The organism is Ideonella sp., from assembly GCF_035254525.1.
Lineage (GTDB): Bacteria > Pseudomonadota > Gammaproteobacteria > Burkholderiales > Burkholderiaceae_C > Ideonella.
The window spans coordinates 1-23,320 of sequence record NZ_DATFAN010000146.1 but is presented as its reverse complement, the minus strand read 5'-3'; the positions used below and the strand labels follow the sequence as shown (position 1 = coordinate 23,320).

At 68.8% G+C, this 23,320-nt stretch carries 22 protein-coding genes; 14 read left to right on the top strand and 8 right to left on the bottom strand.

Annotation, left to right across the window (positions count from 1 at the left end):
• Positions 1 to 30 precede the first annotated feature (30 nt).
• Positions 31 to 1,344, bottom strand: coding sequence for a 4-aminobutyrate--2-oxoglutarate transaminase (gene gabT / locus VJ693_RS14765; RefSeq protein WP_324155286.1), 1,314 nt, complete (start codon positions 1,342 to 1,344; stop codon positions 31 to 33).
• Between the two features lie 143 nt (positions 1,345 to 1,487).
• On the opposite strand from gabT, the gene VJ693_RS14760 reads away from it, so the two are divergent.
• Together VJ693_RS14760 and alaS are read left to right on the top strand one after the other, a co-directional pair.
• A complete protein-coding gene (locus tag VJ693_RS14760; RefSeq protein ID WP_324155284.1) occupies positions 1,488 to 2,876 on the top strand; it encodes a PLP-dependent aminotransferase family protein in 1,389 nt (462 codons plus the stop codon).
• A 77-nt stretch (positions 2,877 to 2,953) separates the two neighbouring features.
• Positions 2,954 to 5,581: an alanine--tRNA ligase gene (gene alaS, locus VJ693_RS14755; RefSeq protein ID WP_324155282.1), complete on the top strand. Its 2,628-nt coding sequence runs from the start codon at positions 2,954 to 2,956 to the stop codon at positions 5,579 to 5,581.
• A gap of 149 nt (positions 5,582 to 5,730) precedes the next feature.
• Here the strand turns inward: alaS and VJ693_RS14750 are convergent, their stop codons facing one another.
• The gene (locus tag VJ693_RS14750; RefSeq protein ID WP_324155280.1) at positions 5,731 to 7,758 is read right to left on the bottom strand and encodes an alpha/beta hydrolase family protein; all 2,028 of its coding nucleotides are present in this window, start codon (positions 7,756 to 7,758) and stop codon (positions 5,731 to 5,733) included.
• 155 nt (positions 7,759 to 7,913) lie between these two features.
• Between VJ693_RS14750 and VJ693_RS14745 the strand changes: the two genes are divergently transcribed.
• The 8 genes from VJ693_RS14745 to dut all read left to right on the top strand — a co-directional run bounded on the left by VJ693_RS14745 (position 7,914) and on the right by dut (position 14,675).
• Positions 7,914 to 8,435, top strand: coding sequence for a DUF1993 domain-containing protein (locus VJ693_RS14745; RefSeq protein WP_324155279.1), 522 nt, complete (start codon positions 7,914 to 7,916; stop codon positions 8,433 to 8,435).
• A gap of 13 nt (positions 8,436 to 8,448) precedes the next feature.
• Positions 8,449 to 8,883 carry a GNAT family acetyltransferase gene (locus VJ693_RS14740; RefSeq protein ID WP_324155277.1) on the top strand — a complete coding sequence of 145 codons (435 nt, stop codon included), beginning with the start codon at positions 8,449 to 8,451 and terminating at the stop codon, positions 8,881 to 8,883.
• Between the two features lie 45 nt (positions 8,884 to 8,928).
• Positions 8,929 to 10,302, top strand: coding sequence for a TldD/PmbA family protein (locus VJ693_RS14735; RefSeq protein ID WP_324155275.1), 1,374 nt, complete (start codon positions 8,929 to 8,931; stop codon positions 10,300 to 10,302).
• Positions 10,303 to 10,304: 2 nt separating this feature from the next.
• Positions 10,305 to 11,603 carry a metallopeptidase TldD-related protein gene (locus tag VJ693_RS14730; RefSeq protein WP_324155273.1) on the top strand — a complete coding sequence of 433 codons (1,299 nt, stop codon included), beginning with the start codon at positions 10,305 to 10,307 and terminating at the stop codon, positions 11,601 to 11,603.
• A complete protein-coding gene (locus tag VJ693_RS14725) occupies positions 11,600 to 12,169 on the top strand; it encodes a GNAT family N-acetyltransferase (protein ID WP_324155271.1) in 570 nt (189 codons plus the stop codon). The genes VJ693_RS14730 and VJ693_RS14725 overlap by 4 nt, the downstream gene beginning before the upstream one ends.
• Before the next feature lie 67 nt (positions 12,170 to 12,236).
• Complete coding sequence (locus VJ693_RS14720) at positions 12,237 to 13,010, top strand: UPF0149 family protein (RefSeq protein WP_324155269.1); 774 nt, start codon at positions 12,237 to 12,239, stop codon at positions 13,008 to 13,010.
• Positions 13,011 to 13,017: 7 nt separating this feature from the next.
• Entirely contained in the window at positions 13,018 to 14,229 is a 1,212-nt protein-coding gene (gene coaBC, locus VJ693_RS14715) for a bifunctional phosphopantothenoylcysteine decarboxylase/phosphopantothenate--cysteine ligase CoaBC (RefSeq protein ID WP_324155267.1), read from the top strand.
• Positions 14,226 to 14,675, top strand: a complete 450-nt coding sequence (dut, locus tag VJ693_RS14710) for a dUTP diphosphatase (RefSeq protein ID WP_324155265.1) — start codon at positions 14,226 to 14,228, stop codon at positions 14,673 to 14,675. Before coaBC ends, dut begins: the two co-directional genes overlap by 4 nt.
• A gap of 55 nt (positions 14,676 to 14,730) precedes the next feature.
• Here the strand turns inward: dut and VJ693_RS14705 are convergent, their stop codons facing one another.
• On the bottom strand, positions 14,731 to 15,252 hold the full coding sequence (locus VJ693_RS14705) for a peptidylprolyl isomerase (RefSeq protein WP_324155263.1): 522 nt from the start codon (positions 15,250 to 15,252) through the stop codon (positions 14,731 to 14,733).
• Between the two features lie 112 nt (positions 15,253 to 15,364).
• Here VJ693_RS14705 and VJ693_RS14700 point away from each other — a divergent pair, with 112 nt between their 5' ends.
• The 3 genes from VJ693_RS14700 (at position 15,365) to VJ693_RS14690 (ending at position 17,370) form a co-directional block, all read left to right on the top strand.
• Entirely contained in the window at positions 15,365 to 16,507 is a 1,143-nt protein-coding gene (locus tag VJ693_RS14700; RefSeq protein WP_324155262.1) for a JmjC domain-containing protein, read from the top strand.
• Positions 16,494 to 17,009: a hypothetical protein gene (locus tag VJ693_RS14695; protein WP_324155260.1), complete on the top strand. Its 516-nt coding sequence runs from the start codon at positions 16,494 to 16,496 to the stop codon at positions 17,007 to 17,009. The genes VJ693_RS14700 and VJ693_RS14695 overlap by 14 nt, the downstream gene beginning before the upstream one ends.
• Positions 17,010 to 17,175: 166 nt before the next feature.
• Positions 17,176 to 17,370, top strand: coding sequence for a hypothetical protein (locus VJ693_RS14690; RefSeq protein ID WP_324155258.1), 195 nt, complete (start codon positions 17,176 to 17,178; stop codon positions 17,368 to 17,370).
• A gap of 124 nt (positions 17,371 to 17,494) precedes the next feature.
• On the opposite strand, the gene bamC is transcribed toward VJ693_RS14690, so the two are convergent.
• From bamC to VJ693_RS14665, 5 genes are all read right to left on the bottom strand, one after another.
• The gene (gene bamC / locus VJ693_RS14685; protein WP_324155256.1) at positions 17,495 to 18,649 is read right to left on the bottom strand and encodes an outer membrane protein assembly factor BamC; all 1,155 of its coding nucleotides are present in this window, start codon (positions 18,647 to 18,649) and stop codon (positions 17,495 to 17,497) included.
• Positions 18,650 to 18,715: 66 nt separating this feature from the next.
• A complete protein-coding gene (gene dapA / locus VJ693_RS14680; RefSeq protein ID WP_324155254.1) occupies positions 18,716 to 19,597 on the bottom strand; it encodes a 4-hydroxy-tetrahydrodipicolinate synthase in 882 nt (293 codons plus the stop codon).
• A gap of 67 nt (positions 19,598 to 19,664) precedes the next feature.
• A complete protein-coding gene (locus VJ693_RS14675; protein ID WP_324155252.1) occupies positions 19,665 to 20,204 on the bottom strand; it encodes a class I SAM-dependent methyltransferase in 540 nt (179 codons plus the stop codon).
• Between the two features lie 6 nt (positions 20,205 to 20,210).
• Positions 20,211 to 20,366 carry a hypothetical protein gene (locus VJ693_RS14670; protein WP_324155250.1) on the bottom strand — a complete coding sequence of 52 codons (156 nt, stop codon included), beginning with the start codon at positions 20,364 to 20,366 and terminating at the stop codon, positions 20,211 to 20,213.
• A gap of 8 nt (positions 20,367 to 20,374) precedes the next feature.
• A complete protein-coding gene (locus VJ693_RS14665) occupies positions 20,375 to 21,595 on the bottom strand; it encodes an MFS transporter (protein WP_324155248.1) in 1,221 nt (406 codons plus the stop codon).
• 77 nt (positions 21,596 to 21,672) lie between these two features.
• Here VJ693_RS14665 and VJ693_RS14660 point away from each other — a divergent pair.
• Positions 21,673 to 23,320: DNA topoisomerase IV subunit B (locus tag VJ693_RS14660; protein WP_324155247.1), on the top strand; the 1,648-nt coding region annotated here is incomplete at its 3' end.

Sequence of the window (23,320 nt, the reverse complement as noted above, 5' to 3'; positions counted from 1 at the left end):
CGGCGAGTGGCGGGTTGACCCGCCGCAAGCTCAGGCGGCGGACGCGGCGTCGAAGGCCTGCCCCAGGATGCCCAAGCCTTCCTCGAGCTGAGCATCGGGCACGGTCAGCGGCACGAGGATGCGGATCACGTTCGCAAAGGTGCCGCACGACAGCAGCACCAGGCCGCGCTTGAGCGCTTCGGCGCAGACGCGCTTGGTGAGGTCGGCATCCGGCTGGTGCAAGTCGCCCTGCCTGAACAGTTCCACCGCCACCATCGCGCCCAGGCCGCGCACGTCGCCGATGCTCTTGTGCTTGGCGGCGATGGCTTTCAGGCCCTTCATCAGCGTCTCGCCCACCGCCTTGGAGCGGTCGAGCAGCTTCTCTTCCTCGAACACATCGAGGACCGCCAGCGCCGCAGCGCAGGCCAGCGGGTTGCCGGCGTAGGTGCCGCCCAGGCCGCCGGGCAGCGGCTTGTCCATGAGGTCGGCGCGGCCGATCACGGCCGAGATCGGGAAGCCGCCGGCCATCGACTTGGCCATCGTGATGATGTCCGGCACGGCCTTCGGCCCCCACTGCTCACAGGCCAGCCAGGTGCCGGTGCGGCCGGCGCCGGACTGCACCTCGTCGGCGATCAGCACGATGCCGTGCTTGTCGCACAGCGCGCGAAGCGCCTGGGCGAAATCCGGCGGCGCGATGTAGAAGCCGCCTTCGCCCTGCACCGGCTCGAGGATGATGGCCGCGACACGGTCGGGCTCGACGTCGTACTTGAAGATGTGCTCGAGCGACCTGAGCGAATCGGCCACCGACACGCCGTGCAGCGGGTTCGGGAACTCGGCGTGGTAGATCTCGGCCGGGAAGGGGCCGAAGCCGGCCTTGTACGGCGCGACCTTGCCGGTCAGCGCCATGCCCAGCAACGTGCGGCCGTGGAAGCCGCCGCCGAAGGCGATCACAGCCTGGCGCTTGGTCGCGGCGCGGGCGACCTTGATCGCGTTTTCCACCGCCTCGGCGCCGGTCGACAGAAAGTAGGCCTTCTTCGCGAAATCGCCCGGGGTCTTGGCGATCAGGCGCTCGGCCAGCTCGATGTAGGGCTCGTAGGCCAGCACCTGGAAGCAGGTGTGGTGCACCTTGTCGAGCTGGGCCTTGACCGCGGCCACGATCTTCGGGTGGCGGTGGCCGGTGTTCAGCACCGCGATGCCGCCGCCGAAATCGAGGTAGCGCTTGCCTTCGACATCCCACACCTCGGCGTTCTCGGCGCGCTCGGCGACGACGTCGTAGGTCTGGCCCAGGCCCGAGGGCAGGGCGGCGCGGCGGCGCGCCATCAGGTCGGCATTGGTCTTGGCGGCGGCTTGGGGATCACGGTGCATGGCAGGCTCCTGAATTCGGGTGGCGCCTCGGCAAGACGCCAAGGCTGCCACTCTAGGCCGGCCGGGGCAACGGCTACCATGTACAGCCCCTGTCACTTGTGCGTGCACTGTGCTGGGTGCGTGACCAGTACACCGCCTTCTTCATGCTGACCCTCGATCCCCAGGCACCCCTTCCGCTCGTGACACAGATCGTCCAGAGCCTGGGCCGCCAGATCGACGAAGGCGCCCTGCGCGAGGGCACCAAGCTGCCGTCGATCCGGCAGTTCGCGCAAGGCCACCAGGTCAGCGTCTTCACGGTGGTGGAGGCCTACGACCGGCTGGTGGCGCAGGGCTACCTCGTCTCGCGCCCGCATTCGGGTTTCTTCGTGCGCCGCCGTGCCGCCGCCGAGCCCTTGCCGGCCGCGCAGGCCATTCCCCAGGGGTTCGACTCGGCCTGGTACCTGCGCCGCATCTTCGAGAACCGCCACCTGCCGGTGAAGGTGGGCTGCGGCTGGCTGCCGGGCGACTGGCTGTTCGAGGACGGCCTGCGGCGCGGGCTGCGGGCGCTGGCCGCCGACGACGCCTCGTTGAGCGGCTACGGCGATCCCAAGGGCTATCCGCCGCTCAGGCATGCGATCTGCGAAGCGCTGGCGGAGCGGCAGGTCAGCGTTCCTCCCTCGCAGGTGTTGCTGACGCAGGGCTCCAGCCAGGCGCTGGATCTGGCGGTGCGGCGGCTGGTGCGCGCCGGCGACGCCGTGCTGGTCGACGACCCGGGCTACGCGAACCTGCTGTTTTCCCTGCGCTTCCAGGGGGCCCGGCTGGTTGGCGTGCCGCGCACCCCGCAGGGCTACGACCTCGCGGCGCTGGAGGCGCTGGTGGCCGAGCACCGGCCGAAGGTCTTCTTCACGCAGCCCCGGCTGCAAAGCCCCACCGGCTCGGTGGCGCCGCTGGCCCAGCTGCACCGGGTGCTGCAAGTGGCCGAGAAACACGACCTGACCATCGTCGAGAACGACATCTACGTCGAGCTGGATCCGGAGCCTCGGCCCAGCCTGGCGAGCCTGGATCAACTGGCCCGGGTGATCTACATCGGCAGCTACTCCAAGACCATCTCGCCCAACATCCGGGTGGGCTTCGTCGCCGCCCACCCGGACCTGCTCGAGGACCTGGCGCAGATGAAGATGATCTCGGGCCTGACCTCGGCCGAGTTCGGCGAGCGCCTGGCCCTCAGCGCGGTGCTCGATGGGCGCCGGCGCAAGCACCTGAAGGCGTTGCGGGAGCGCCTGGCCCAGGCCCACCAGCACGTCGGTACCCGGCTCTCGGCGCTGGGCTTCGAGCTGTTCGCCGAACCCGGCGCGGGGATGTTCCTGTGGGCGCGCCACCCGCGGCTGACCGACACGCTCGGCTTGTCGAACCGGGCTGCGGCGCAGGATGTCATGCTCGGCCCCGGCCACCTGTTCCGGGTGGACTTGCAGCCGACCGACTGGATGCGCTTCAACGTGGCCTTCGCCGGCGACGAGCGGCTCTTCGCCTTCCTGGCACGCGAACTGGGATAATCCCAGGTCCCCCTTTTCCCAGCCCGCACCGGCGCGCAAGCGCCCGTTGACAGCCCAAAAAGCCCAGAAAGCCCCGGATGAAAGCCGCCGAGATCCGCCAGACCTTTTTGAAGTTCTTCGAATCGAAGGGCCACACCATCGTCGCCTCGAGCCCGGTCGTGCCAGGCGACGACCCGACGCTGCTGTTCACCAACGCCGGGATGAACCAGTTCAAGGACGTCTTCCTCGGCTTCGACAAGCGGCCCTACAGCCGCGCGACGACCGCGCAGAAATGCATTCGCGCCGGCGGCAAGCACAACGACCTCGACAACGTGGGCTACACCGCGCGCCACCACACGTTCTTCGAGATGCTGGGCAACTTCTCGTTCGGCGACTACTTCAAGCACGACGCGATCCAGTACGCCTGGGAGCTGCTGACCGAGCACTTCAAGCTGCCGGCCTCCAAGCTTTGGGTCACCGTCTACGAAGAGGACGACGAGGCCTACGACATCTGGCACAAGGTGGTCGGCGTGCCGGCCGAGCGCATCGTGCGCATCGGTGACAACAAGGGCGCGCGCTATGCCAGCGACAACTTCTGGATGATGGGCGACACGGGCCCCTGCGGCCCCTGCACCGAGATCTTCTACGACCACGGCGAAGGCATCCCCGGCGGCCCGCCGGGCAGCCCCGATGAAGACGGCGACCGCTACATCGAGATCTGGAACAACGTCTTCATGCAGTTCAACCGCACCGAAGACGGTGTGATGCACAAGCTGCCCAAGCCCAGCGTCGACACCGGCATGGGGCTGGAGCGTGTCACCGCCGTGCTGCAGCACGTGCATTCGAACTACGAGATCGACCTGTTCGTCGCGCTGCTGGCGGCGGCGAAGAAGGCGGTCGAATCGGCCGGCGGCACGAATGTCGACGCCGATTCGCCCAGCCTGAAGGTCATCGCCGACCACATCCGCGCCTGCACGTTCACGGTGGTCGACGGCGTGATCCCCGGCAATGCCGGCCGCGGCTACGTGCTGCGCCGCATCGCCCGCCGCGCGATCCGTCACGGCTACAAGCTCGGCGCACGCAAGCCCTTCTTCCACGCCATCGTGCCGGCGCTGGTCGAGCAGATGGGCGAGGCCTATCCCGAGCTGCGCCAGGGCGCGGTGCGCGCGACCGAGGTGCTGAAGCAGGAAGAGGAGCGCTTCTTCCAGACCATCGAGCGCGGCATGGAGATCCTCGACACCGCGCTCGCGGCGAGCCCGGTGGTGCTGGACGGCGACACCGCGTTCAAGCTGCACGACACCTTCGGCTTCCCGGTCGACCTGACGGCCGACGTCTGCCGCGAGCGCGGGCTGAAGGTCGACGAGGCGCGCTTCCACGTGCTGCTGGAAGAGCAGAAGCAGCGTGCGCGTGAAGCCGGCAAGTTCAAGATGGCGCAGGGCCTGGAGTACCAAGGCACGCCGACCACCTTCCACGGCTACGAGCACCTGATGTGCGAGACCAGCCGGGTGACGGGCGTGTACGTGGACGGCAGCCCGGTCCCGGTGGCCCGCGCCGGCGACGACGTGGTGGTCGTGCTCGACCACACGCCGTTCTACGCCGAGAGCGGCGGCCAGGTCGGCGACGCCGGCGAGCTGCTGAGCGCGACGACGCGCGTGGTCGTCGACGACACGCTGAAGATCCAGGCCGACGTGTTCGGCCACCACGGCCGCGTGGTCGAAGGCGAGGTCAAGGTCGGCGATGCGTTCACCGCCCGGGTGAACGCCGAGCGCCGCGCGAAGACCGTGCGCAACCACAGCGCGACCCACCTGATGCACAAGGCGCTGCGCGAGGTGCTGGGCGGCCACGTGCAGCAGAAGGGCTCGCTGGTCAACCCCGAGCGCACCCGCTTCGACTTCGCCCACACCGGCCCGATGACCGATGCCCAGATCGCCAAGGTCGAGGCGATCGTCAATGCCGAGATCCTGGCCAACGCCGGCACGCAGGCGCAGGTCATGGCGCTGGACGACGCGCAGAAGAGCGGCGCGATGATGCTCTTCGGCGAGAAGTACGGCGACACGGTGCGCGTGCTGAGCATCGGCAGCAGCAAGGAGCTTTGCGGCGGCACGCACGTCCACCGCACCGGCGACATCGGCCTGTTCAAGATCGTCGCCGAGAGCGGTGTCGCGGCAGGCATCCGCCGGGTCGAAGCGGTGACCGGCGACAACGCGCTGGCCTACCTGCAGGGGCTGGAGCACACGGTCAACGGCCTGGCCGGCACGCTGAAGGTGGCGCCGGCCGAGGTGCCGGGGCGCGTGTCCGGCGTGCTGGATCAGGTGCGCTCGCTCGAGAAGGAGATCGCCGCACTGAAGGGCAAGCTGGCCTCGGCCCAGGGCGACGAGCTGCTCGCGCAGGCGGTCGACGTCAAGGGCATCAAGGTGCTCGCCGCGACGCTCGACGGCGCGGACGCCAAGGCGCTGCGCGAGACGATGGACAAGCTGAAGGACAAGCTCAAGACCGCGGCCATCGTGCTGGCGGCGGTCGACGGCGGCAAGGTCCAGCTGGCGGCCGGCGTGACGGCCGATTCGATCGCCAAGGTCAAGGCCGGCGAACTGGTCAACTTCGTCGCCCAGCAGGTGGGCGGCAAGGGCGGCGGCAAGCCCGATCTGGCGATGGCCGGCGGCACCGACGCCAGCAAGCTCGGCGGCGCGCTGGCCAGCGTGGCGGGTTGGGTGGCCGAAAGGGCCTGACGGGCCTCCACGCCCCCTTCAGGGGGCTGCCCCCAGGGCCGCGAAGGGGCCCCTTCGGACCTCTGGGGCTCGCGCGGCGGACCGGCAAAGCCGGATCCGCGCACGCCCCCCTTTGAATGGGGGCGGTGCTTCGCGCGCCCGGCTGCCGGTCAGGGGGCGTTCTTCAGGTTCTTGTCGAGGAACTTCTCGGCGCGGGTCCAGAAGTCGATCTCGTTGGCGTCCAGGCGCCAGCCGTGGGCTTCCTCGTCATAGACCACGGACTCGACGTTCGGGTTGTGCGTCTTCAGCGCATCGAGCATCTTGGTGTAGTGCTCGATCGGCACCCGCCTGTCCTGCCGGCCCGCGGCCATCAGCAAGGGCTGATTGATCTTCGCGTGCTGCTTCAGCGGTGAGGTGGCCGCCAGCTGTGCGGCATCCTTGTCCCGATCGCCGATGAGCAAGGGCATGCCGTAAGTCTTGTAATCGCTGGATGTGTCGCTCCAGTGGCTGGTGTACATCAACTCGATGTCGGTCACCCCGAAGGATTCGATGCCGCAGCGGTACAGCTCCGGATAGCGCACCAGACCCATCAGCGTCGCGTAGCCGCCGTAGCTGGCGCCGGCGATGCAGATGCGCTTAGGGTCGGCGATGCCCTTGTCGATGGCCCACTGGGTGGCGTCGGCCACGTCATCCTGCATCGCCAGGCCCCATTGCTTCCAGCTCGCGAAGTAGAGCTTCGAGCCATATCCCTTGCTGCCACGGAACTCCGGCTCGATCACCGCATAGCCCCTCGAGGCAAGGAATTGGGAGTCGGCATCCCACTTCCAGTCGCCGCCACGCACCCAGGGGCCGCCGTGGACCAGCACCACGGTCGGCGCCGGCCCTTTGATACCGTTGGGTCGAGTGACGTGCACCGGGAGATCGAGCCCGTCGCGTGCCTTGATGCGCTCGAAACCGCGGCTGGCCATCTCTTCGGGCTTGATCCACGGTCGGGCGGACGTGACTTGCTCGAACTTCCCAGGGCCGACGTGGTAGATGAAGTACATGTCGGGCACCCGGTCCGAGTAGGCGATGACCAGCACGCGTGACGGATCACTACAGGCGCCGCAGTCGATCCGGTTGTTGGTGTTCGGCAGCGCCTTGTCGACCTGCTCCTGGATCGCCTTCAGCTTGGGGTCGAACCAGGCCGTGCCCCAGGCGTCGGTCAGGTAATCGACGCCGACGACGCGCCCGTTCGGAGCCTGGATGAGGCCGCCCTGGAAGTCGTAGCCCGGCGTCGAAACCAGCGGCTTCGGTGTCGCGTTGAGCTGGCGCGGGTCCAGGGTCGCCAGCACGGTCGTCCCGGCAGGGTTGTCGCCGCCGGTCACGACGTACAGCCGGTCCTGGTCGTCCATGCCGACGACGTCGAGGATGTTGTCCCGCCCGATCACTTTGTCGTAACGGGGCATTTCGCGCAGAAGCGTCCACTGATCCGACGCCGGGTCGGCGCGCCAGAGAATCTGCTTGACGTCTTTGCTGTACGAGAAGGCGAACCGAGGATTGCCTCGGGCATCGGTACCCCATCCCTTTGCGTGGCCGGGCACCTCGCGCCCGACGACTTCGACACGACCCGAGTCGCTGTTGACGCGCAGCAGTTGCGTGCTGATCAGTGTGTGGTCGGTGGTGTCGAAGTTGCCTTTCTCGACCATCACGCTCAGGCTGCCGTCCTGCAGCGTCGAGTGGAACCAGTGGTCCGGGTCGAGCGAATTGTCGCGCGGCCGTACCCGGGCCCCTTGCGCCGACACATCGACCGTCCCGGGACCCCAGTCACGCCGGATCAGGATCTTCGGGTTCTCGTCTCCCGCCCGGCTGACCGAGAACAGGCCGCGGCCGTACTGGTTGAAATAGGTCGATGACTGGTCGCCCAACTCGAAGACGATACGCTCGTCGCCAACCCAATGCACGCGCATGACGTCGGCGTCGTTGTACGAGGCGAGAACCTTGGCCTCGCGCTTTTCGCCAAGGTCGATCACGACCAGCACGTGATGGCGAGTCTTGTCGTTGTAGCGTGTGGCCGCGATGTAGCGACCCGATGGCGATAGCTCCAGATGATTGAGCTGCGGGTTCTTGAAGAAGTCGCTGACTGGTGGTGCCGCCTGGGCACAGGCCGCCGCGATCGACAGGACCAGGCCGGCCAGGAGGCCTTGGGCTCGTTTCATATCCACTCCCTGTGGGTTTTTCGGAAGACGCTGCCAATTTTGCCGGCGGCGCGGGTCTTCCCCGGGCCGTCGAGGGTTGATTTCGGCCGCTCAACCTCAACGATTTGTGGTGCTTATCATGGCGCCTCGCAATTTCGTCGAGCCCTGGAGACCCCATGCCCATCACCCTGTCGTCTGCCTGTCTGCCGATCTTCCGCACCACGCTGACCAACCTCGACCACTGCCTGGCCAAGGCTCAGTCCAATGCCGCGGCGCGCAAGTTCGACCCGAACGTCTTCGTCGGTGTGCGGCTGGCACCGGACATGCTGCCTTTTGCGTCCCAGATCCGCATCGCCTGCGATGCCGCCAAGCTGGCGGTGGCCCGGCTGTCGGGCACCGAGGCGCCGAAGTTCGAAGACAACGAGGCGACGATGGACGATCTGCGCGCTCGCATCGCCAAGACCCAGGCCTACCTGGCTTCCGTGCCGGCCGACAGCATCGACGGGCGCGAGGAGGTCGAGATCACCTTCCCGGTCGGGCGCGACAAGACGCGCACGATGACCGGCGAGGCCTACCTGAAGCACTGGGCGCTGCCGAACTTCTTCTTCCACGTCACGACCGCCTACGCGCTGCTGCGCCACAACGGCGTGGACCTGGGCAAGGCCGACTACCTGGCCGGCCCGCAGGCGAGCGCCTGAAAGGGATACGCCGATGCAGTCTGCGATCCGGGCCTACGCGGCCGACGACGAGACTGGGGTCATTGCGTTGTGGCAGCGCTGCGGCCTGACGCGGCCCTGGAACGACCCGGCCAAGGACATCCGCCGCAAGCTGGCCGAGCAGCCCGAATTGTTCGGAGTGATGCTGGCCGATGACGGGGCCAGCGTGATCGGCACGGTGATGGCCGGCTACGAGGGCCACCGCGGCTGGATCAACTACCTGGCCGTCGACCCCGCGCTGCAGGGCCGGGGCCTGGGCCGGCAGCTGATGAACTGGGCCGAAGCGCGCCTGCTCGAGCGTGGCTGCCCCAAGATCAACCTCCAGGTGCGGCAGGGCAACGAAGCCGTGCTGGCCTTCTATGCGGCGATCGGCTATGCCGACGACAAGGTGGTGAGCCTGGGCAAGCGGCTCGAGCACGACGACCGCTAACGTCCCGCCAACAGGCGCTCACGAGGCGCCATGAAGGGAGTCCCGATGAGCCTGAATGCCCCGGCCCTGGTGGCCGGCCTGCAGTACAGCGAGTTGCGGCATCACGAGCTGCGCAAGTCGCGGGTCGTGATGATCGACGGCCACCTGACGCAAAACAGCCGCAGCAGCGAGGGCGGCACCAGCGCCCGGGTCTACCGCGATGGCTACTGGGGCTTTGCGTCGGAGCCTGGCCCGGGCGCGGCGGCGGTCGGGCGCATCGGCCGGCAGGCGGTCGCCAACGTGCAGGCAATGGCACGTTTCGGCGCGCGGTCGGCGGTGGCGCTGCCGACCGGCGGCTACCGTGGAGAACACGCTTTTCGCGGCCGACCGGCGTTGGGCCAGGGCGAGATCCAGCAGCGGCTGGCCGCGCTGAATGACTGGTGCCGCCAGCGCTACCCCGGCCTGAAGTCGATCCGCTTCGTCGTCGCCGACGAACACCATTCGAAACGGCTCGCCACCAGCACCGGCGGTGACTCGCTGGCCAGCATCCAGCGCGCCGCGTTCCAGGCGATCTTCGTGGCCGAAAACGCGGATGGCGCACCCGTCGAGTTGGTCGAGCAGGTCTCGGGAAAGGGCAGCCTGGCCGACATCGACTGGTCGATCGCCACACTCACGCCCAAGCTCGACGCGTTGCACGAACACCTGCGCGCCAAGTGCGACGCGGTGCCGGCCCGCGGCGGATTGCAGACCGTGGTGCTGGCCCCGCACCTGGCCGGCATGCTCGCGCACGAGGCGATGGGCCACCCTTGCGAGGCCGACATCGTGCTGGGCGGTGCGGTCACCGGTGGCCTGGTGGGCCAGCGCGTGGCGAGCGATCTGGTCAGCATGGTCGACTTCGCCCACAGCCACCAGGGCGCGGAGCTGATGATCCCCGTCTACGCCGACGACGAGGGCACGCCGGCGCGCGATGCGGTGCTGATCCGGGACGGCATCCTGACCGAGTTCATGAACAGCCGCGAGACGGCGGCGCGGCTGGGCGCCGTGCCCACCGGCAGCGCGCGGGCCTATGCGCCGAGCGACGAGCCGCTGGTTCGCATGCGCAACACGGCGATCCTGCCCGGTCGTTCGACCCTGAGCGAGATGATCGCCGGCGTCGATGAGGGCTACCTGCTGATGAAGACCGGCAATGGCCAGGCCGACTCGACGACCGAGTTCATGTTCGGCGTCACGCTGGCCTACGAGATCCGCAACGGCCAGTTCGGGCGCGCGATCCGCGACACGACTGTTTCAGGCTCGGCGATCAAGGTGTTGCAGTCGGTCGATGCGGTGTCGAGCGACATGGTCTGGAGCTGCAGCGGCTACTGCGGCAAGAAGCAGCCGATGGTGGTGGCCATGGGCGGCCCCGCGCTGCGGGCGCACGCCCGCCTGGGGGGGGAGTGAGCATGGCCCGTCGCGACTTCGACCCGACGCTGCGCGATCAGGCGCAGAAGGTGCTCGCCCTCATGCACTCCCAGGGCTTCGACCAGGTGCAGGTCGGTGTCGGCTGGCACCGCCAGAGCGAGCTGAACGTCGCGCACAACGAGCCCAGCCTGATGCGCAGCACGGCGCAAAGCCGGTTGTCGCTGCTCGGGCTGCTGGATGGGCGGCGCGCAAGCACCGAGCTCAGCTCGCTCGACGACGAGGCCGTTCGCCACGCGATCGCGCAGCTCTTCGAGGCGGCACAGGCGGCGCCACAGGATGCAGCGAACGCCGTCTCGAGCGGCCAGCAGGCCAGCATCGTGCGGGGCCCGCTGGAGGCCGAGCCGGCGCTGCTGGCCGACACGATGGCGGCGCTGCTCGATTTCCGCGCCCGCGAGACGCCGCGCTTCACGATCGAGGAGGGCGCGGCCGCCCACCACCTGAGCGAATCGCACCTGCTCACCACAGGTGGCAGCGAGCTCGCCTGGCGCGCCGGCTGGCTGAGCCTGTCCGCATTCGGCACGGCACGCGAGGGTGAACGCGCCAGCTCGTTCAACTTCGCCGGCGGCGATGCGCACGGTTTTGCCGGTCAGCCCGCGCAAGACTGGTTCGGCATCGGCCGGATGATGCGCGACACCTCGCAGCAGATCCTTGCCCAGCCGTTCGGCACCAAGTTCGTCGGCGAGGTGGTGCTGACGCCCCAGGCGGTCGGCGACCTGCTGGGCTGGCTGCTGGGACAGCTTGGCGATGCACAGCTGATCGCTGGCAGCTCGCTGTACCGCGAGCGTGTCGGGGCGGCGATCGCTTCGCCGCTGGTCGGCCTTCGCAGCCGCTTCGAGGCGCCGGGTGTGGTCCCGGTGTCGGCGGATGCCTGCTGCACGCCGCCGGTGGAGGTGCTGCGCGAAGGCCGGCTGTTGACGCTGCTGCCCAGCCTGTACGGCAGCCGCAAGACGGGCCTGGCGCATGTGCCGACGGCCGCTGCCGGGTGGGAGATGGCGGCCGGCGCGGCGCCGCTGACCCAAGTCGTCGGCGAGGTCGGCCGGGGCGCCATCGTCGGCCGGTTGTCGATGGGCATGCCCGCGGCCAACGGCGATTTCTCCGGCGTCATCAAGAACAGCTTTCGCATCGACGATGGCGTGGTCGGCCCGGCCTTGTCCGAGGTGATGATCAGCGGCAACATGGCCGGCATGCTGAAAGACGTGCTGGCGGTCAGCCGCGAGCGGCTCGACACCGGATCGACCATGCTGCCCTGGCTGCGCATCGGCGGGCTGCATTTCTCATGACGGCCACCGACGCCAGCGACGGCGGCACGCCCTGGACGCTGCGTCGCGCGCGGCCCGGCGACGCCGAGGCCTTCGTCCGCATGATGCAGGATCCGATGGTCTATTCGCAGCTGCTGCAGCTGCCCTTTCCCGACGCCGAGATGTGGCGCGCCCGCCTGGGCGGGCAGGCTGCCCAGCAGCCGCACAGCCCGGAGCTGCACCTGGTGGCCGAGGTCCAGGGGCAGGTGGTCGCCAGCGCCGGCCTGCATCCCACCGGGCCGGCGCTGCGCCGGCGCCACGTGATGAGCCTGGGCATGTCGGTGGCCGTGCCGTGGCAGGGCCGCGGCGTCGGCTCGGCGCTGATGGCGGCGCTGACCGACTACGCCGACAACTGGCTCGGCGTGCTGCGCATCGAGCTCGGCGTGTATGCCGACAACCACCGGGCACAGGCGCTGTACCGCAAGTTCGGCTTCGAGGTCGAGGGGCGCCAGCGCGCCTACGCGCTGCGCGATGGCCAGTACGTCGATTCGCTGATGATGGCCCGCCTGCACCCCAGCCCGCCGCGCTGGGCCGACTTGACCGAATAGCCGGATCTCGGGGCGGCCGGCATGCGACACTGGCAGATTGCTTGAGAACGAGACGAGGAGGGTGGCCATGGCCGAACCCCGCATGAGCAGCGAACAGGACATCGAGGCGCTGGACGCCCTGTGCCAACGAATGGCTGGCTTCGACGACCGGGTGTCGCTGGAGTGGCTGGATGGCTACATGTCGGCCCTGCTGGCCGGCCCGCGCCGGATCGAGCTGGACGAGTGGCTGCCGCTCTTCGCCGAAGGCGTCTTCGAGCGCACCTTCGCCGACCCGGCCGACGCCGGCGCGGCCCGCACGGTCATCGAGGCGCGCTGGCAGGTTCTGGCCGACCAGCTCGACCCCGAGCAGATCCTCGACGACCCGGACGTGCTGCGCCTGGCGCCGCTGATGATCGAGCTGACCGACGAAGACAAGCAGCGCCTGGTCGACGAAGGCCATGTGCAGCCTGACGAACTGGCACTGCTCGAGAAGACCGGCGAGGTCTGGGCTGTGGGCTTTGGCGAGGCCACGCAGGACTTTCCGAACGACTGGCCCGAGCCCGATCTCGAGACCGAGGAAGGCCAGCTCTACGACGAGACCCTGCTGCGCATCGTCTCGCTGACGATGGACGACGAGGAGCTGAAGGAAGTCTTCGACGACCTGTACGAGGGCGAGCAACTCAGCCGCGACGAGTTGATCCAGGAGGCGCTGTACGCCGCGCAGGACCTGCGCCTGTACTGGCTCGATCACGCGCCCAAGCCGCCGCCGCGGCGTGTCGACGCGCTGCCGGGCCGCAACGACCCGTGCCCCTGCGGCAGCGGCAAGAAGTTCAAGAAATGCCACGGCGCCCAGATGCAGTGAACGCGCCATGACGTCGCCTTCGATGGACCTGGCCGGCAAGCACATCCTGCTCGGCCTCTCGGGCGGGATCGCCTGCTACAAGTCGGCCGAGTTGGTCCGCCAGCTGATCCAGGCCGGCGCCACGGTGCAGGTGGTGATGACCGCAGCCGCCGAGGCCTTCATCACGCCGGTCACGCTGCAGGCGCTGTCGAATCGCCCCGTCTACACCAGCCAGTGGGACGCGCGGGAGGCGAACAACATGCCGCACATCAACCTCTCGCGCGAGGCGAGTGCGGTGCTGGTGGCGCCGGCGAGCGCCGATTTCATGGCGAGGCTGGCCCAGGGCCGGGCGGACGACCTGCTGTCGCTGCTGTGCCTGGCACGCCCGATCGAGCGCTGCCCGCTGCTGCTGGCGCCGGCGATGAACCGCGAGATGTGGGCCCACCCCGCCACCCAGCGCAATGCGGCGCAGTTGCGCGCCGATGGCGCGACGCTGCTTGGCCCCGATGCCGGCGACCAGGCCTGCGGCGAGGTCGGCGACGGCCGCATGCTCGAGCCCGAGGCGTTGGTCGAGGAGCTGATCGCGTTCTTCCAGCCCAAGCGCCTGGCCGGCAAGCGCGTGCTCATCACCGCCGGGCCGACCTTCGAGGCGATCGACCCGGTGCGCGGCATCTCCAACCGCTCCAGCGGCAAGATGGGCTTCGCCCTGGCCCGCGCGGCGCGCGAGGCGGGCGCCGAGGTCACGCTGGTGGCCGGCCCGGTGGCGCTGGCCACCCCGCGCGGCGTGACCCGCATCGACGTGCAGAGCGCGCAGCAGATGCACGACGCGGCGCTGCCCGCGGCGCCGATGAACGATGTGTTCATCGCGACCGCGGCGGTGGCCGACTGGCGGCCCGCCGAAGCGCTGGAGCACAAGATCAAGAAGGACGGCAGCGGCCGCCCGCCGGCGATCGAGATGGTCGAGAACCCCGACATCCTCGCCGCGGTGTCCCGCCTGCCCAAGCCGCCGTTCTGCGTCGGCTTCGCGGCCGAGAGCCAGAACGTGTCCGAGAACGCGCGCGCCAAGCTGCAGCGCAAGGGCGTGCCGCTGATCGTCGGCAACCTGGGCCCGGCCACCTTCGGCCGCGACGACAACACGCTGCTGCTGGTCGACGCGCTGGGCCAGCGCGAGATTCCCACCGGCGGCAAGCTGGCGCTGGCGCGCGAGCTGGTCCGCGAGATCGCTGAACGACTGACATGACGACCATCGACATCAAGGTGCTGGACGAACGCATGGCGAGCCAGTTGCCCGCCTACGCGACGCCCGGCAGCGCCGGCCTGGACCTGCGCGCCTGCCTGGACGAGCCCATCGAGCTGGCGCCGGGCCAGACCACGCTGGTCCCGACCGGGCTCGCCATCCACATCGAGGACCCCGGCCTGGCCGCGATGATCCTGCCGCGCTCGGGGTTGGGCCACAAGCACGGCATCGTGCTCGGCAACCTGGTTGGCCTGATCGACAGCGACTACCAGGGCCAGCTGATGGTCAGCTGCTGGAATCGCGGCACCAGCACCTTCACGATCGCACCGATGGAGCGCATCGCGCAGATGGTGATCGTGCCGGTCGTGCAGGCGCGCTTCCGGCGCGTCGACAGCTTCGACGAAAGCCACCGTGGCGAGGGCGGCTTCGGTTCCAGCGGGAGACACTGACACCCGGCACCGGGGTACCGGTGCCCTCCCGGGAGGGTGACGCGGCCGCAGGCCTTCAGTGAAGCGGTTCGTCAGGCGGTGCGCGGTCGAGCACCGCGAACGGCGATTCGCCGACCGAGCCGGCGCCCACCTCCTCGACCGTTGCCTCCCGCACGTCCAGCACCTTCAGCTTGATGCGCAGCGCGATGCCGGCCAGCGGGTGGTTGGCGTCGAGCACTATGTGCGAGGCGTAGACCTCGGTCACGGTGTAGATCAGATCGTCGGGCATGCCGCTGGTGGAGGCCCCTTCGGGCAAGCCTTCGAACTGCATGCCCGGCTCGACCTGCTCCGGGAACAGCGCGCGCTCCTCGTAGCAGACCAGCTCGGCGTTGTAGTCACCGAAGGCGTGCTCGGGCTCGAGCTGGAGCTGGGTCTCGAATCCGGGCGCCTGGTCGGCAAGCGCTTCCTCGACCTTGGGCAGCAGGTCGCTGCCGCCATAGAAGAACTCGACCGGCTCGTCGAGCTCGTCGATCAGTTGGCCTTGCGCATCGGTGAGCGTCCAGACCAGCGTCACGACGCAAGGGGAAGTGATGTTCATCAGAGGATGATCGCACAGGCTACCAGCCCCTACGCCGCCGTCGGCGCCGGTCCCCCGAGGGGAGCAGTCGCCTTGGGGCGGCCCGGCGGCGACTCTGAATGACAATCCTTCGATGGATGTCGATCAGAAACTTGTCTTGCTGGGGGGGCTGTCGCCGCGCCAGTTCATGCGCCGGCACTGGCAGAAACACCCCTGCCTGATTCGCCAGGCGGTGCCCGGCGTTCAGCCGCCGATCGGGCGGGCCGCGTTGTTCGAACTGGCCGGGCGCGACGACGTCGAGTCGCGCCTGGTGTCGAGCACCGGCGGGCGCTGGGCGCTGCGCCACGGCCCGTTCACCCGGCGGCAGATTCCGCCGGGCACGCGGCCCGGATGGACGCTGCTCGTGCAGGGCCTGGATCTGCATGTGCCGGCGGCGCACGAGTTGCTGAGCCGCTTCCGGTTCGTGCCCGAAGCGCGGCTGGACGACCTGATGATCAGCTACGCCAGCGATGGCGGCGGTGTCGGGCCGCACCTCGATTCCTATGATGTGTTCCTGCTGCAGGTCGACGGCCGGCGCCGCTGGCGCTGCGGCCCGGTGCGGGATGCTTCGCTCGTGCCCGGCATGCCGGTCAAGCTGCTGTCGAATTTCGAGCCGACCGAGGAATGGGTGCTGGAGCCGGGTGACATGCTTTACCTGCCACCGCGCTGGGGCCACGACGGCACTGCCGTCGGCGACGACTGCATGACCTGCTCGGTCGGCTTTCGCACGCCGACACCGACCGAAACGGCGCGCGAGGTGCTGCAGCGCATGATCGACGCGCTCGATGCACCCGCCGAGGAACCTCACTACCGCGACCCGGCCGGCAGCGCCACGGCCACGCCGGGCCTGATCCCGGAAGCGCTGCAACGCTTTGCGCAAAAGGCGGTGATCGACGCGCTCAACGACGCCCACAGCCTGGCCTGTGCGCTGGGCGAATCGCTGACCGAGCCGAAATCGATCGTCTGGTTCGAGGGCGGCGGTGAGTTGGGCGATCAACAGGGTGTTCGGCTGGACGCCCGCAGCCGCATGATGTATGACTCGCACCATGTCTTCATCAATGGTGAGTCCTTCCGGGCCTCGGGGCGGGATGCGCGGCTGATGCGCGTGCTGGCCGACGCGCGTCGGCTCGACGCGCGCGCGGTGGCGCAACTCGGCGGTGGGGCGCGCGAACTGCTGAACGACTGGGTCGAATCCGGCTGGGCCCACCCTGACGGGCAACACGATGAATCCGACTGACGACAAGCTTCGCAGCGCCATTCCGGCGGGGCCGATCGGTTCTCGCGCTGACTTCCAGGGCGCCGTGCGCGCGATGGTGGCGAGCGCCGAGGGCGCCGGTGTCAGGCAACTGTGGTGGGTCTCGCCCGATTTCGCCGATTGGCCGCTCGATGAACCGGCGCTGCTCGATGCGCTGAGCCATTGGGCGCGTGCACCCGGTGCGCACCTGACCTGGGTCTCGCACGATTTCGAGCGGGTGCGTCGTGCGATGCCGCGTCTGACGCGTTGGCGCCAGACTTTCGCTCACGTGCTGAGTTGCCGCTCGCCGCTGGAACTGGCGGGCTCGGACATGCCGACGCTGCTGCTGGCCGACCACCGCGTGGTACTGCGCCTGCTGGACCGCGAGCGCGTGAGGGGCTGGGTCAGCCATGAGGGCGCCGATGTGCAGCGCGCGCACGAGGAAATCGATGTAATTCTGCAACGGTCGAGCGAGGCCTTCCCTGCCGTCACACTGGGCCTCTAGGGAAGATCCCTATGATCGGTATAATGTAAGGCTAGGCACAGGAAGCAGTGCCTTGGGTGTCTCGAGCGCCCAAGAGTTTCCTGGTCTGACTCGAGGAGGAGGCACGCACGAACAGCGAGCTTCCAAAATTACCGGTAATTGTTCGAAACTTAGTTTGAGGACATTCATGAACAAGTCGCTCCTGTTGGCATCCCTGATCGCCGTCTCTGCCCTGGCCGCCTGCGGCAAGAAGGAAGAGGCCGCTCCGGCTGCCCCCGCCGCTGCCCCGGTGACCGCCCCGGCTGTTGAGGCTGCTTCGGCTCCCGCTTCGGATGCCGCTCCGGCCGCTGCCCCGGCTGCTTCGGAAGCCGCCAGCAAGTAATTGGAGCCGGTGCCCCGGGCCTTCATCGGGCCCCGGGCACTGCAAACGACAAAGCCGCCCTCGGGCGGCTTTGTTCATTCTGCAAGGGCCTGCAGCGCACGAGTCGCTGCGGGCCCTTCGACTTTCAGAGCTTCAGCTCGTCGACCAGCAGCGAGACGATCTTCTGCGCGTTGGCCGAGTTGTCGGGCTGACCCTGGTAGTTCAGGACGCTGACCAAGGTGCCGGTGCCTTCGGCCTTGACCTGGATGCGGTAGCGGTTGAGCGCCTTGGCGGCCTGGTCGTCACTGCGGAACCAGCGGGTGAAGAAGTTCGGCTCGTCCTTCGCGGCTTCCTTCGTGTCGATGAACCGCACGAAGTACAGGCCCTGATTGCGGTCGCGATCTTCGACGGTGAACCCGCCACGATCGAGCGCCAGGCCGATGCGGCGCCAGGCACGCTCGATGCCGTCGTCGACCTGCAGCGCTGCGCCCTCCTTGCCGCTGACCACGCGGGCCTTGGCCGCCACCGTGTCGCCGGTGGCGGCCACCTCGGTGCGGGCCACATCGTCCTTCGCGCCGAGCGCCACCATCATCCGCGTCAGCATCTCGCGCTCGAGCTGCGGATCAGCCGGGCGCGCGACCCAGGAGATCGTGCCCGTCGCTTCGCGGCCCACCAGGACCTCTTGCAGGCCGTGGTGGGCGATGTAGATCTCGCTGCCGTTGGCGCCGCGCTCGACGCGCATCATGTAGCGGTCACGCTCACCGGTGTCGAACACGCCGCTGAGCACCGAGCCCAGGGTCTTGCGGACGATGTCGTTCGGCAACTTGGCGCGGTTCTCCGCCCAGTCGGTCTCGAGCGTGCCGGCCTCGGCGCTTTCGCTGGCGATCGCGAAGCCGCGGTCGAGCCAGAACTGCCGCACCTTCGGCCACAGCTGCTCGGGGGTCTGGCTGGTGACGATCCAGCGCTGGTTGCCGGCGCGCTCGATGCGGATGTCGCCGGCCTGCTGCAGCGCGACCGTCGATGCGACGGCCGTCGGGCTGGCCGGGCGGGCGGCGCCGCTGGCCAGAGCCGTGGCGCTGATCGAGCTGGTCTGCGGCCGATAGCGGCCGTCGTTGGCAAGCGGCGTGAGATCGGGCGGCACTTCCAGCGTGGGCGTCTTCGAGGCACCGCCGCGGTAGTCGATCGAGTCGGTACCGGGGTTGGTGTCACCGAGCAGCGAGCAGCCGCCCAGTCCGAAGGCCAGCAACAGGACGCTGGCGCGCAGCGGCGTGATCGCGAAGTTGGGGTTCTTCAAGTGCATGTCGTGTCGCCGGCCGCCGCGCAGGGCGGTCGTTTCAGGGTTCGGGGTGGAATGAGAGCGGAATGCTCAGGCGAGGCCACATTCGCGCATCGCGCTGCCGACCAGCGCTTGACCGGCCTCGGTGAGTTCCACCAGCGGCAGCCGCACGCCGGGCCGGCAACGGCCCATCTGCGACAGGGCCCACTTGGCCGGCACCGGGTTCGGCTCGCAGAAGAGTTGCCGGTGCAAGGGCAGCAGGTGCAGGTGGATTTCCCGGGCGCGTTTCACGTCGCCCTCGATGGCCGCCATGCACATCTCGTGCATCAGGCGTGGCGCCACGTTGGCCGTGACACTCACGTTGCCGTGGCCGCCGAGCAGCATCAGCGCCACGGCCGTGCCGTCGTCGCCCGAATAGACCGAGAAGCCGGGCGGCACATGCTTGATCAGCCAGGCCGCGCGCTCGATGTTGCCGGTGGCTTCCTTGATGCCGATGATGCCGGGCACCTGCGCCAGGCGCAGCACCGTGTCGTGCTGCATATCGGCCACCGTGCGGCCGGGCACGTTGTACAGCACCACCGGCAGGTCGACCGCCTCGGCGATCGCCTTGAAGTGGCGGTAGATGCCTTCCTGCGACGGCTTGTTGTAGTAGGGCACGACCTGCAGCGTGCAATCGGCGCCGACCTCCTTGGCGAAGCGGGTCAGTTCGATCGCCTCGGCGGTCGAATTGGCGCCGGCGCCCGCCATGATGGGCACGCGGCCCTTGGCGTGCTCGACGGCGACACGGATGATCTCGCAGTGCTCGTCCACCGACACCGTGGCCGATTCGCCGGTGGTGCCGACGACGCCGATGCAATCGGTGCCTTCGGCGATGTGCCAGTCGATCAGGGCGCGCAGCGCCGGGTAGTCGACACTGCCGTCCTCTTGCATCGGCGTCACCAGCGCGACGATGCTGCCAACAATCGGTTTCATCAGGGTTCCTTGCAACCGGGCGATTTTAGCCACCTGGCGGGCCGGGGATGACCCCTGGCCAACGCGTTTACCCGGCGGTCAGATGACGGCCCACCGGGCCTGCCGGGTCGCGGGTGGCGGCAATGCGCTGGACGAAGCGGGGCGGATCGTCCAGCCGGCCGCATTCGTAGGCGACGACGACCAGGCCATCGGCGGCGCGCAACAGCTCGCCGGGCTGCAGCAGGAATTCCGGCCGCGACGGTCGGCCGACGGTTTCGTTGCCGATTGCAAAGGTTTCGTAAAGCAGCGCGCCGCCGGGGGCGACCGCCTCGACGATGGCCGGCAGCAGCGGCCGCCAGAGGTAGTTGGTGACCAGCACGCCGTCGAAGCGGCGGGCGGCCAGCGGCCAGGGCCCGTTCTCGATGTCGGCGACGATCACGTCGGCGATGGTTTCGAGCGGTTTCACCGCGTCGGTGTCGCGGTCAAGGGCAGTGACCCGCCAACCGCGCTCGGCCAGCCAGCGCACGTGGCGGCCACGGCCGCAGGCCAGGTCCAGCACCGTACCGCCCGCGGGCAGCAGGTGGGCCCACCGTTGCAGCCAGTCGCTGGGGCGTTCGTTGCCGTGCATCGCCATCTAAAAGCAGGCCCAGACCCGGTTCGCCAGGTCGACCACGGTGTGGGGGTTGCGGTAGGCCAGGAACACCAGGGCCAGGGCCAACAGTGCCGCGGCCACGGCGGCGGCACGCACCCACACCCGCTGCCACCAGGGGGAAGACCCGGCTGTGTCCATCGTGGGTCTCACGCCGGCTGCGGCGACGCGCGCACGATCGGCGTCTCGCGCACCGGCAGGTTGGCCAGCGCCGCGAACACGCCGAGCGCGATGGCCAGGTACCAGACGATGTCGTAGCTGCCGGTCGTGTCGTACAGCCGGCCGCCCAGCCACACGCCCATGAACGAGCCGACCTGGTGGCTGAAGAACACCAGCCCGCCGAGCATCGACATGTACTGCACGCCGAAGATTTGCGCGACCACCGCATTCGTCGGCGGCACGGTGGACAGCCACAGCACGCCCATCACCGACGAGAACACATACACGCTGGCCGGGCTGAGCGGCACCAGCAGGAACGCAACGATCGCGACCGAACGCGCCAGGTAGATGCCGGCCAGGATGTGGCGCTTGGCCAGGCGCTGGCCGAGCACGCCCGCGGCATAGGTGCCGACGACGTTGAACAGCCCGATCAGCGCCAGCGCGGTGGTCGCCACGTCCGGTGTCAGCCCCTTGTCCTTGAGGTAGCTCGGCATGTGCACGCCGATGAACACCACCTGGAAGCCGCAGACGAAGTAGCCGGCCATCAGCCAGCGGAAGCTCGGGTAGGCGAAGGCTTCCTTCAGCGCGGCGCCGATGCTCTGGCGCGGGCCGCCATGCGCCGACTGCGGCGGCTCGTGCAGCCCGAAGGCCAGCGGCATGATGGCCAGGGCCGCACAGGCCAGCACGAACAGCGCGCTCTGCCAGCCCCAGGCGCCGATCAGCCAGTTCTCCACCGGCACCATCAGGAACTGGCCGAAGGAGCCGGCCGCGGCGGCCACGCCCATGGCCCACGAGCGGCGCTCGGGCGCGACATTGCGCCCGATCACGCCGTAGACCACGGCGTAGGTGGTGCCGGACTGGGCCATGCCGATCAGCAGGCCGGTCGCTCCCGTGAAGCCGGCACCCGAGGTGGCCAGCGCCATGCCGACCAGCCCGAGTGCATACAGCAGCGACCCGACCACCAGCACCCGGAAGGCGCCGAATCGGTCCGCGATCATCCCGGCGAACGGGCCGGCGACGCCCCAGGCGATGTTCTGGATCGCGATCGCCAGCGCGAAGGTTTCGCGCGTCCAGCCCCGATCCATCGTGATCGGCTGCAGCCACAGCCCGAAACCGTGGCGAATGCCCATCGACAAGGTGACGATGGCGGCGCCGCAGAGCAGCACCTGGGTCATGGACAGCGTGGGGCGGTGGGAGGGCGGCGGCGTCATGCGCGGCAATGTAGCGGGGCATGCATGACCCGGCTGGCGCAGGGTCATGAACCTGGGCCTCCCTAGAATGGCGCCCCATGGCTCAGACACCCGTGAACTACGGTGAGGCGTCGATCCGCGTGCTGAAGGGCTTGGAGCCCGTCAAGCAGCGGCCCGGCATGTACACCCGCACCGACAACCCCTTGCACACCGTGCAGGAGGTGATCGACAACGCCGCCGACGAAGCGCTCGCCGGCTTCGGCAAGCGCATTGCCGTCACCCTGCACGCCGACGGCTCGGTCAGCATCGACGACGACGGCCGCGGCATTCCCTTCGGCCTGCACCCGGAAGAACAGGTGCCGGTGGTCGAGATCGTCTTCACCCGGCTGCACGCCGGCGGCAAGTTCGACAAGGGCTCGGGCGGCGCCTACAGCTTCTCGGGTGGCCTGCACGGCGTGGGCGTCAGCGTGACCAACGCGCTGGCCAAGCGGTTGCAGGTGGGCGTGTGGCGAGAGGGCCAGCAGGCGAGCATCGCGTTCTCCGGTGGCGACGTCGTGGAGGCCCTCGCCATCCGCAAGGCCGTGGCCGGCGAGCGCAGGCACGGCACCTCGGTGCGAGTGTGGCCCGACCCGAAGTACTTCGAAAGTGCCGAGCTGCCGAAGAATGAGCTGATGCACCTGCTGCGCAGCAAGGCGGTGCTGATGCCGGGCGTCACGGTGTCCCTGCACACCGAGAAGTCGGGCGAGACCCAGACCTGGCTCTACAAGGGGGGGCTGCGCGACTACCTGCAGCAGTCGCTGGCGGCCGACCCGATGATCCCCTTGTTCGAAGGCGAGCACTACGCCGGCGAGGGCGAGACCGAGAACTTCGCCGACGGTGAAGGGGCGGCCTGGTGCGTGGCCTTCACCGAGGAGGGCAACCTGCTGCGCGAAAGCTACGTCAACCTGATCCCGACGGTGGCTGGCGGCACCCACGAGGCCGGGCTGAAGGACGGCCTGTTCGGCGCGATCAAGGGCTTCATCGAGATGCACTCGCTGTTGCCCAAGGGCGTGAAGCTGATGCCGGAGGATGTGTTCTCGCGCGCCAGTTTCGTGCTCTCGGCCAAGGTGCTGGACCCGCAGTTCCAGGGCCAGACCAAGGAGCGCCTGAACAGCCGCGATGCGCTGCGCCTGGTCTCGGCTTACGTGAAGCCGGCGCTGGAGCTGTGGCTCAGCCAGCACGTGGATTTCGGCAAGAAGCTCGCCGAGCTGGTGATCAAGCAAGCCCAGACGCGCCAGCGCGCCAGCCAGAAGGTCGAGAAGCGCAAGGGCTCGGGCGTGGCCGTGCTGCCCGGCAAGCTCACCGATTGCGAGAGCCGCGACCTGGGCCTGAACGAGCTCTTCCTCGTCGAGGGCGATTCGGCCGGCGGCTCGGCCAAGATGGGCCGCGACAAGGAGACCCAGGCCATCCTGCCCCTGCGCGGCAAGGTGCTCAACGCCTGGGAGGTCGAGCGCGACCTGCTGTTCAAGAACAACGAGATCCACGACATCGCAGTGGCGATCGGCGTGGATCCGCACGGGCCGAACGACTCGCCGGATCTCTCCGGCCTGCGTTATGGCAAGGTCTGCATCCTGTCGGACGCCGACGTCGACGGCTCGCACATCCAGGTGCTGCTGCTCACGCTGTTCTACCGCCACTTCCCGAAGCTGATCGAGGCCGGCAACATCTTCGTCGCCAAGCCGCCGCTGTTTCGCGTCGACGCACCGG

What these genes read in the sequence shown, in the direction of transcription:
- gabT (WP_324155286.1), bottom strand. Translation starts at nt 1,344, where the DNA reads ATGCACCGTGATCCCCAAGCCGCCGCCAAGACCAATGCCGACCTGATG.
- VJ693_RS14760 (WP_324155284.1), top strand. Translation starts at nt 1,488, where the DNA reads ATGCTGACCCTCGATCCCCAGGCACCCCTTCCGCTCGTGACACAGATC.
- alaS (WP_324155282.1), top strand. Translation starts at nt 2,954, where the DNA reads ATGAAAGCCGCCGAGATCCGCCAGACCTTTTTGAAGTTCTTCGAATCG.
- VJ693_RS14750 (WP_324155280.1), bottom strand. Translation starts at nt 7,758, where the DNA reads ATGAAACGAGCCCAAGGCCTCCTGGCCGGCCTGGTCCTGTCGATCGCG.
- VJ693_RS14745 (WP_324155279.1), top strand. Translation starts at nt 7,914, where the DNA reads ATGCCCATCACCCTGTCGTCTGCCTGTCTGCCGATCTTCCGCACCACG.
- VJ693_RS14740 (WP_324155277.1), top strand. Translation starts at nt 8,449, where the DNA reads ATGCAGTCTGCGATCCGGGCCTACGCGGCCGACGACGAGACTGGGGTC.
- VJ693_RS14735 (WP_324155275.1), top strand. Translation starts at nt 8,929, where the DNA reads ATGAGCCTGAATGCCCCGGCCCTGGTGGCCGGCCTGCAGTACAGCGAG.
- VJ693_RS14730 (WP_324155273.1), top strand. Translation starts at nt 10,305, where the DNA reads ATGGCCCGTCGCGACTTCGACCCGACGCTGCGCGATCAGGCGCAGAAG.
- VJ693_RS14725 (WP_324155271.1), top strand. Translation starts at nt 11,600, where the DNA reads ATGACGGCCACCGACGCCAGCGACGGCGGCACGCCCTGGACGCTGCGT.
- VJ693_RS14720 (WP_324155269.1), top strand. Translation starts at nt 12,237, where the DNA reads ATGGCCGAACCCCGCATGAGCAGCGAACAGGACATCGAGGCGCTGGAC.
- coaBC (WP_324155267.1), top strand. Translation starts at nt 13,018, where the DNA reads ATGACGTCGCCTTCGATGGACCTGGCCGGCAAGCACATCCTGCTCGGC.
- dut (WP_324155265.1), top strand. Translation starts at nt 14,226, where the DNA reads ATGACGACCATCGACATCAAGGTGCTGGACGAACGCATGGCGAGCCAG.
- VJ693_RS14705 (WP_324155263.1), bottom strand. Translation starts at nt 15,252, where the DNA reads ATGAACATCACTTCCCCTTGCGTCGTGACGCTGGTCTGGACGCTCACC.
- VJ693_RS14700 (WP_324155262.1), top strand. Translation starts at nt 15,365, where the DNA reads ATGGATGTCGATCAGAAACTTGTCTTGCTGGGGGGGCTGTCGCCGCGC.
- VJ693_RS14695 (WP_324155260.1), top strand. Translation starts at nt 16,494, where the DNA reads ATGAATCCGACTGACGACAAGCTTCGCAGCGCCATTCCGGCGGGGCCG.
- VJ693_RS14690 (WP_324155258.1), top strand. Translation starts at nt 17,176, where the DNA reads ATGAACAAGTCGCTCCTGTTGGCATCCCTGATCGCCGTCTCTGCCCTG.
- bamC (WP_324155256.1), bottom strand. Translation starts at nt 18,649, where the DNA reads ATGCACTTGAAGAACCCCAACTTCGCGATCACGCCGCTGCGCGCCAGC.
- dapA (WP_324155254.1), bottom strand. Translation starts at nt 19,597, where the DNA reads ATGAAACCGATTGTTGGCAGCATCGTCGCGCTGGTGACGCCGATGCAA.
- VJ693_RS14675 (WP_324155252.1), bottom strand. Translation starts at nt 20,204, where the DNA reads ATGCACGGCAACGAACGCCCCAGCGACTGGCTGCAACGGTGGGCCCAC.
- VJ693_RS14670 (WP_324155250.1), bottom strand. Translation starts at nt 20,366, where the DNA reads ATGGACACAGCCGGGTCTTCCCCCTGGTGGCAGCGGGTGTGGGTGCGT.
- VJ693_RS14665 (WP_324155248.1), bottom strand. Translation starts at nt 21,595, where the DNA reads ATGACGCCGCCGCCCTCCCACCGCCCCACGCTGTCCATGACCCAGGTG.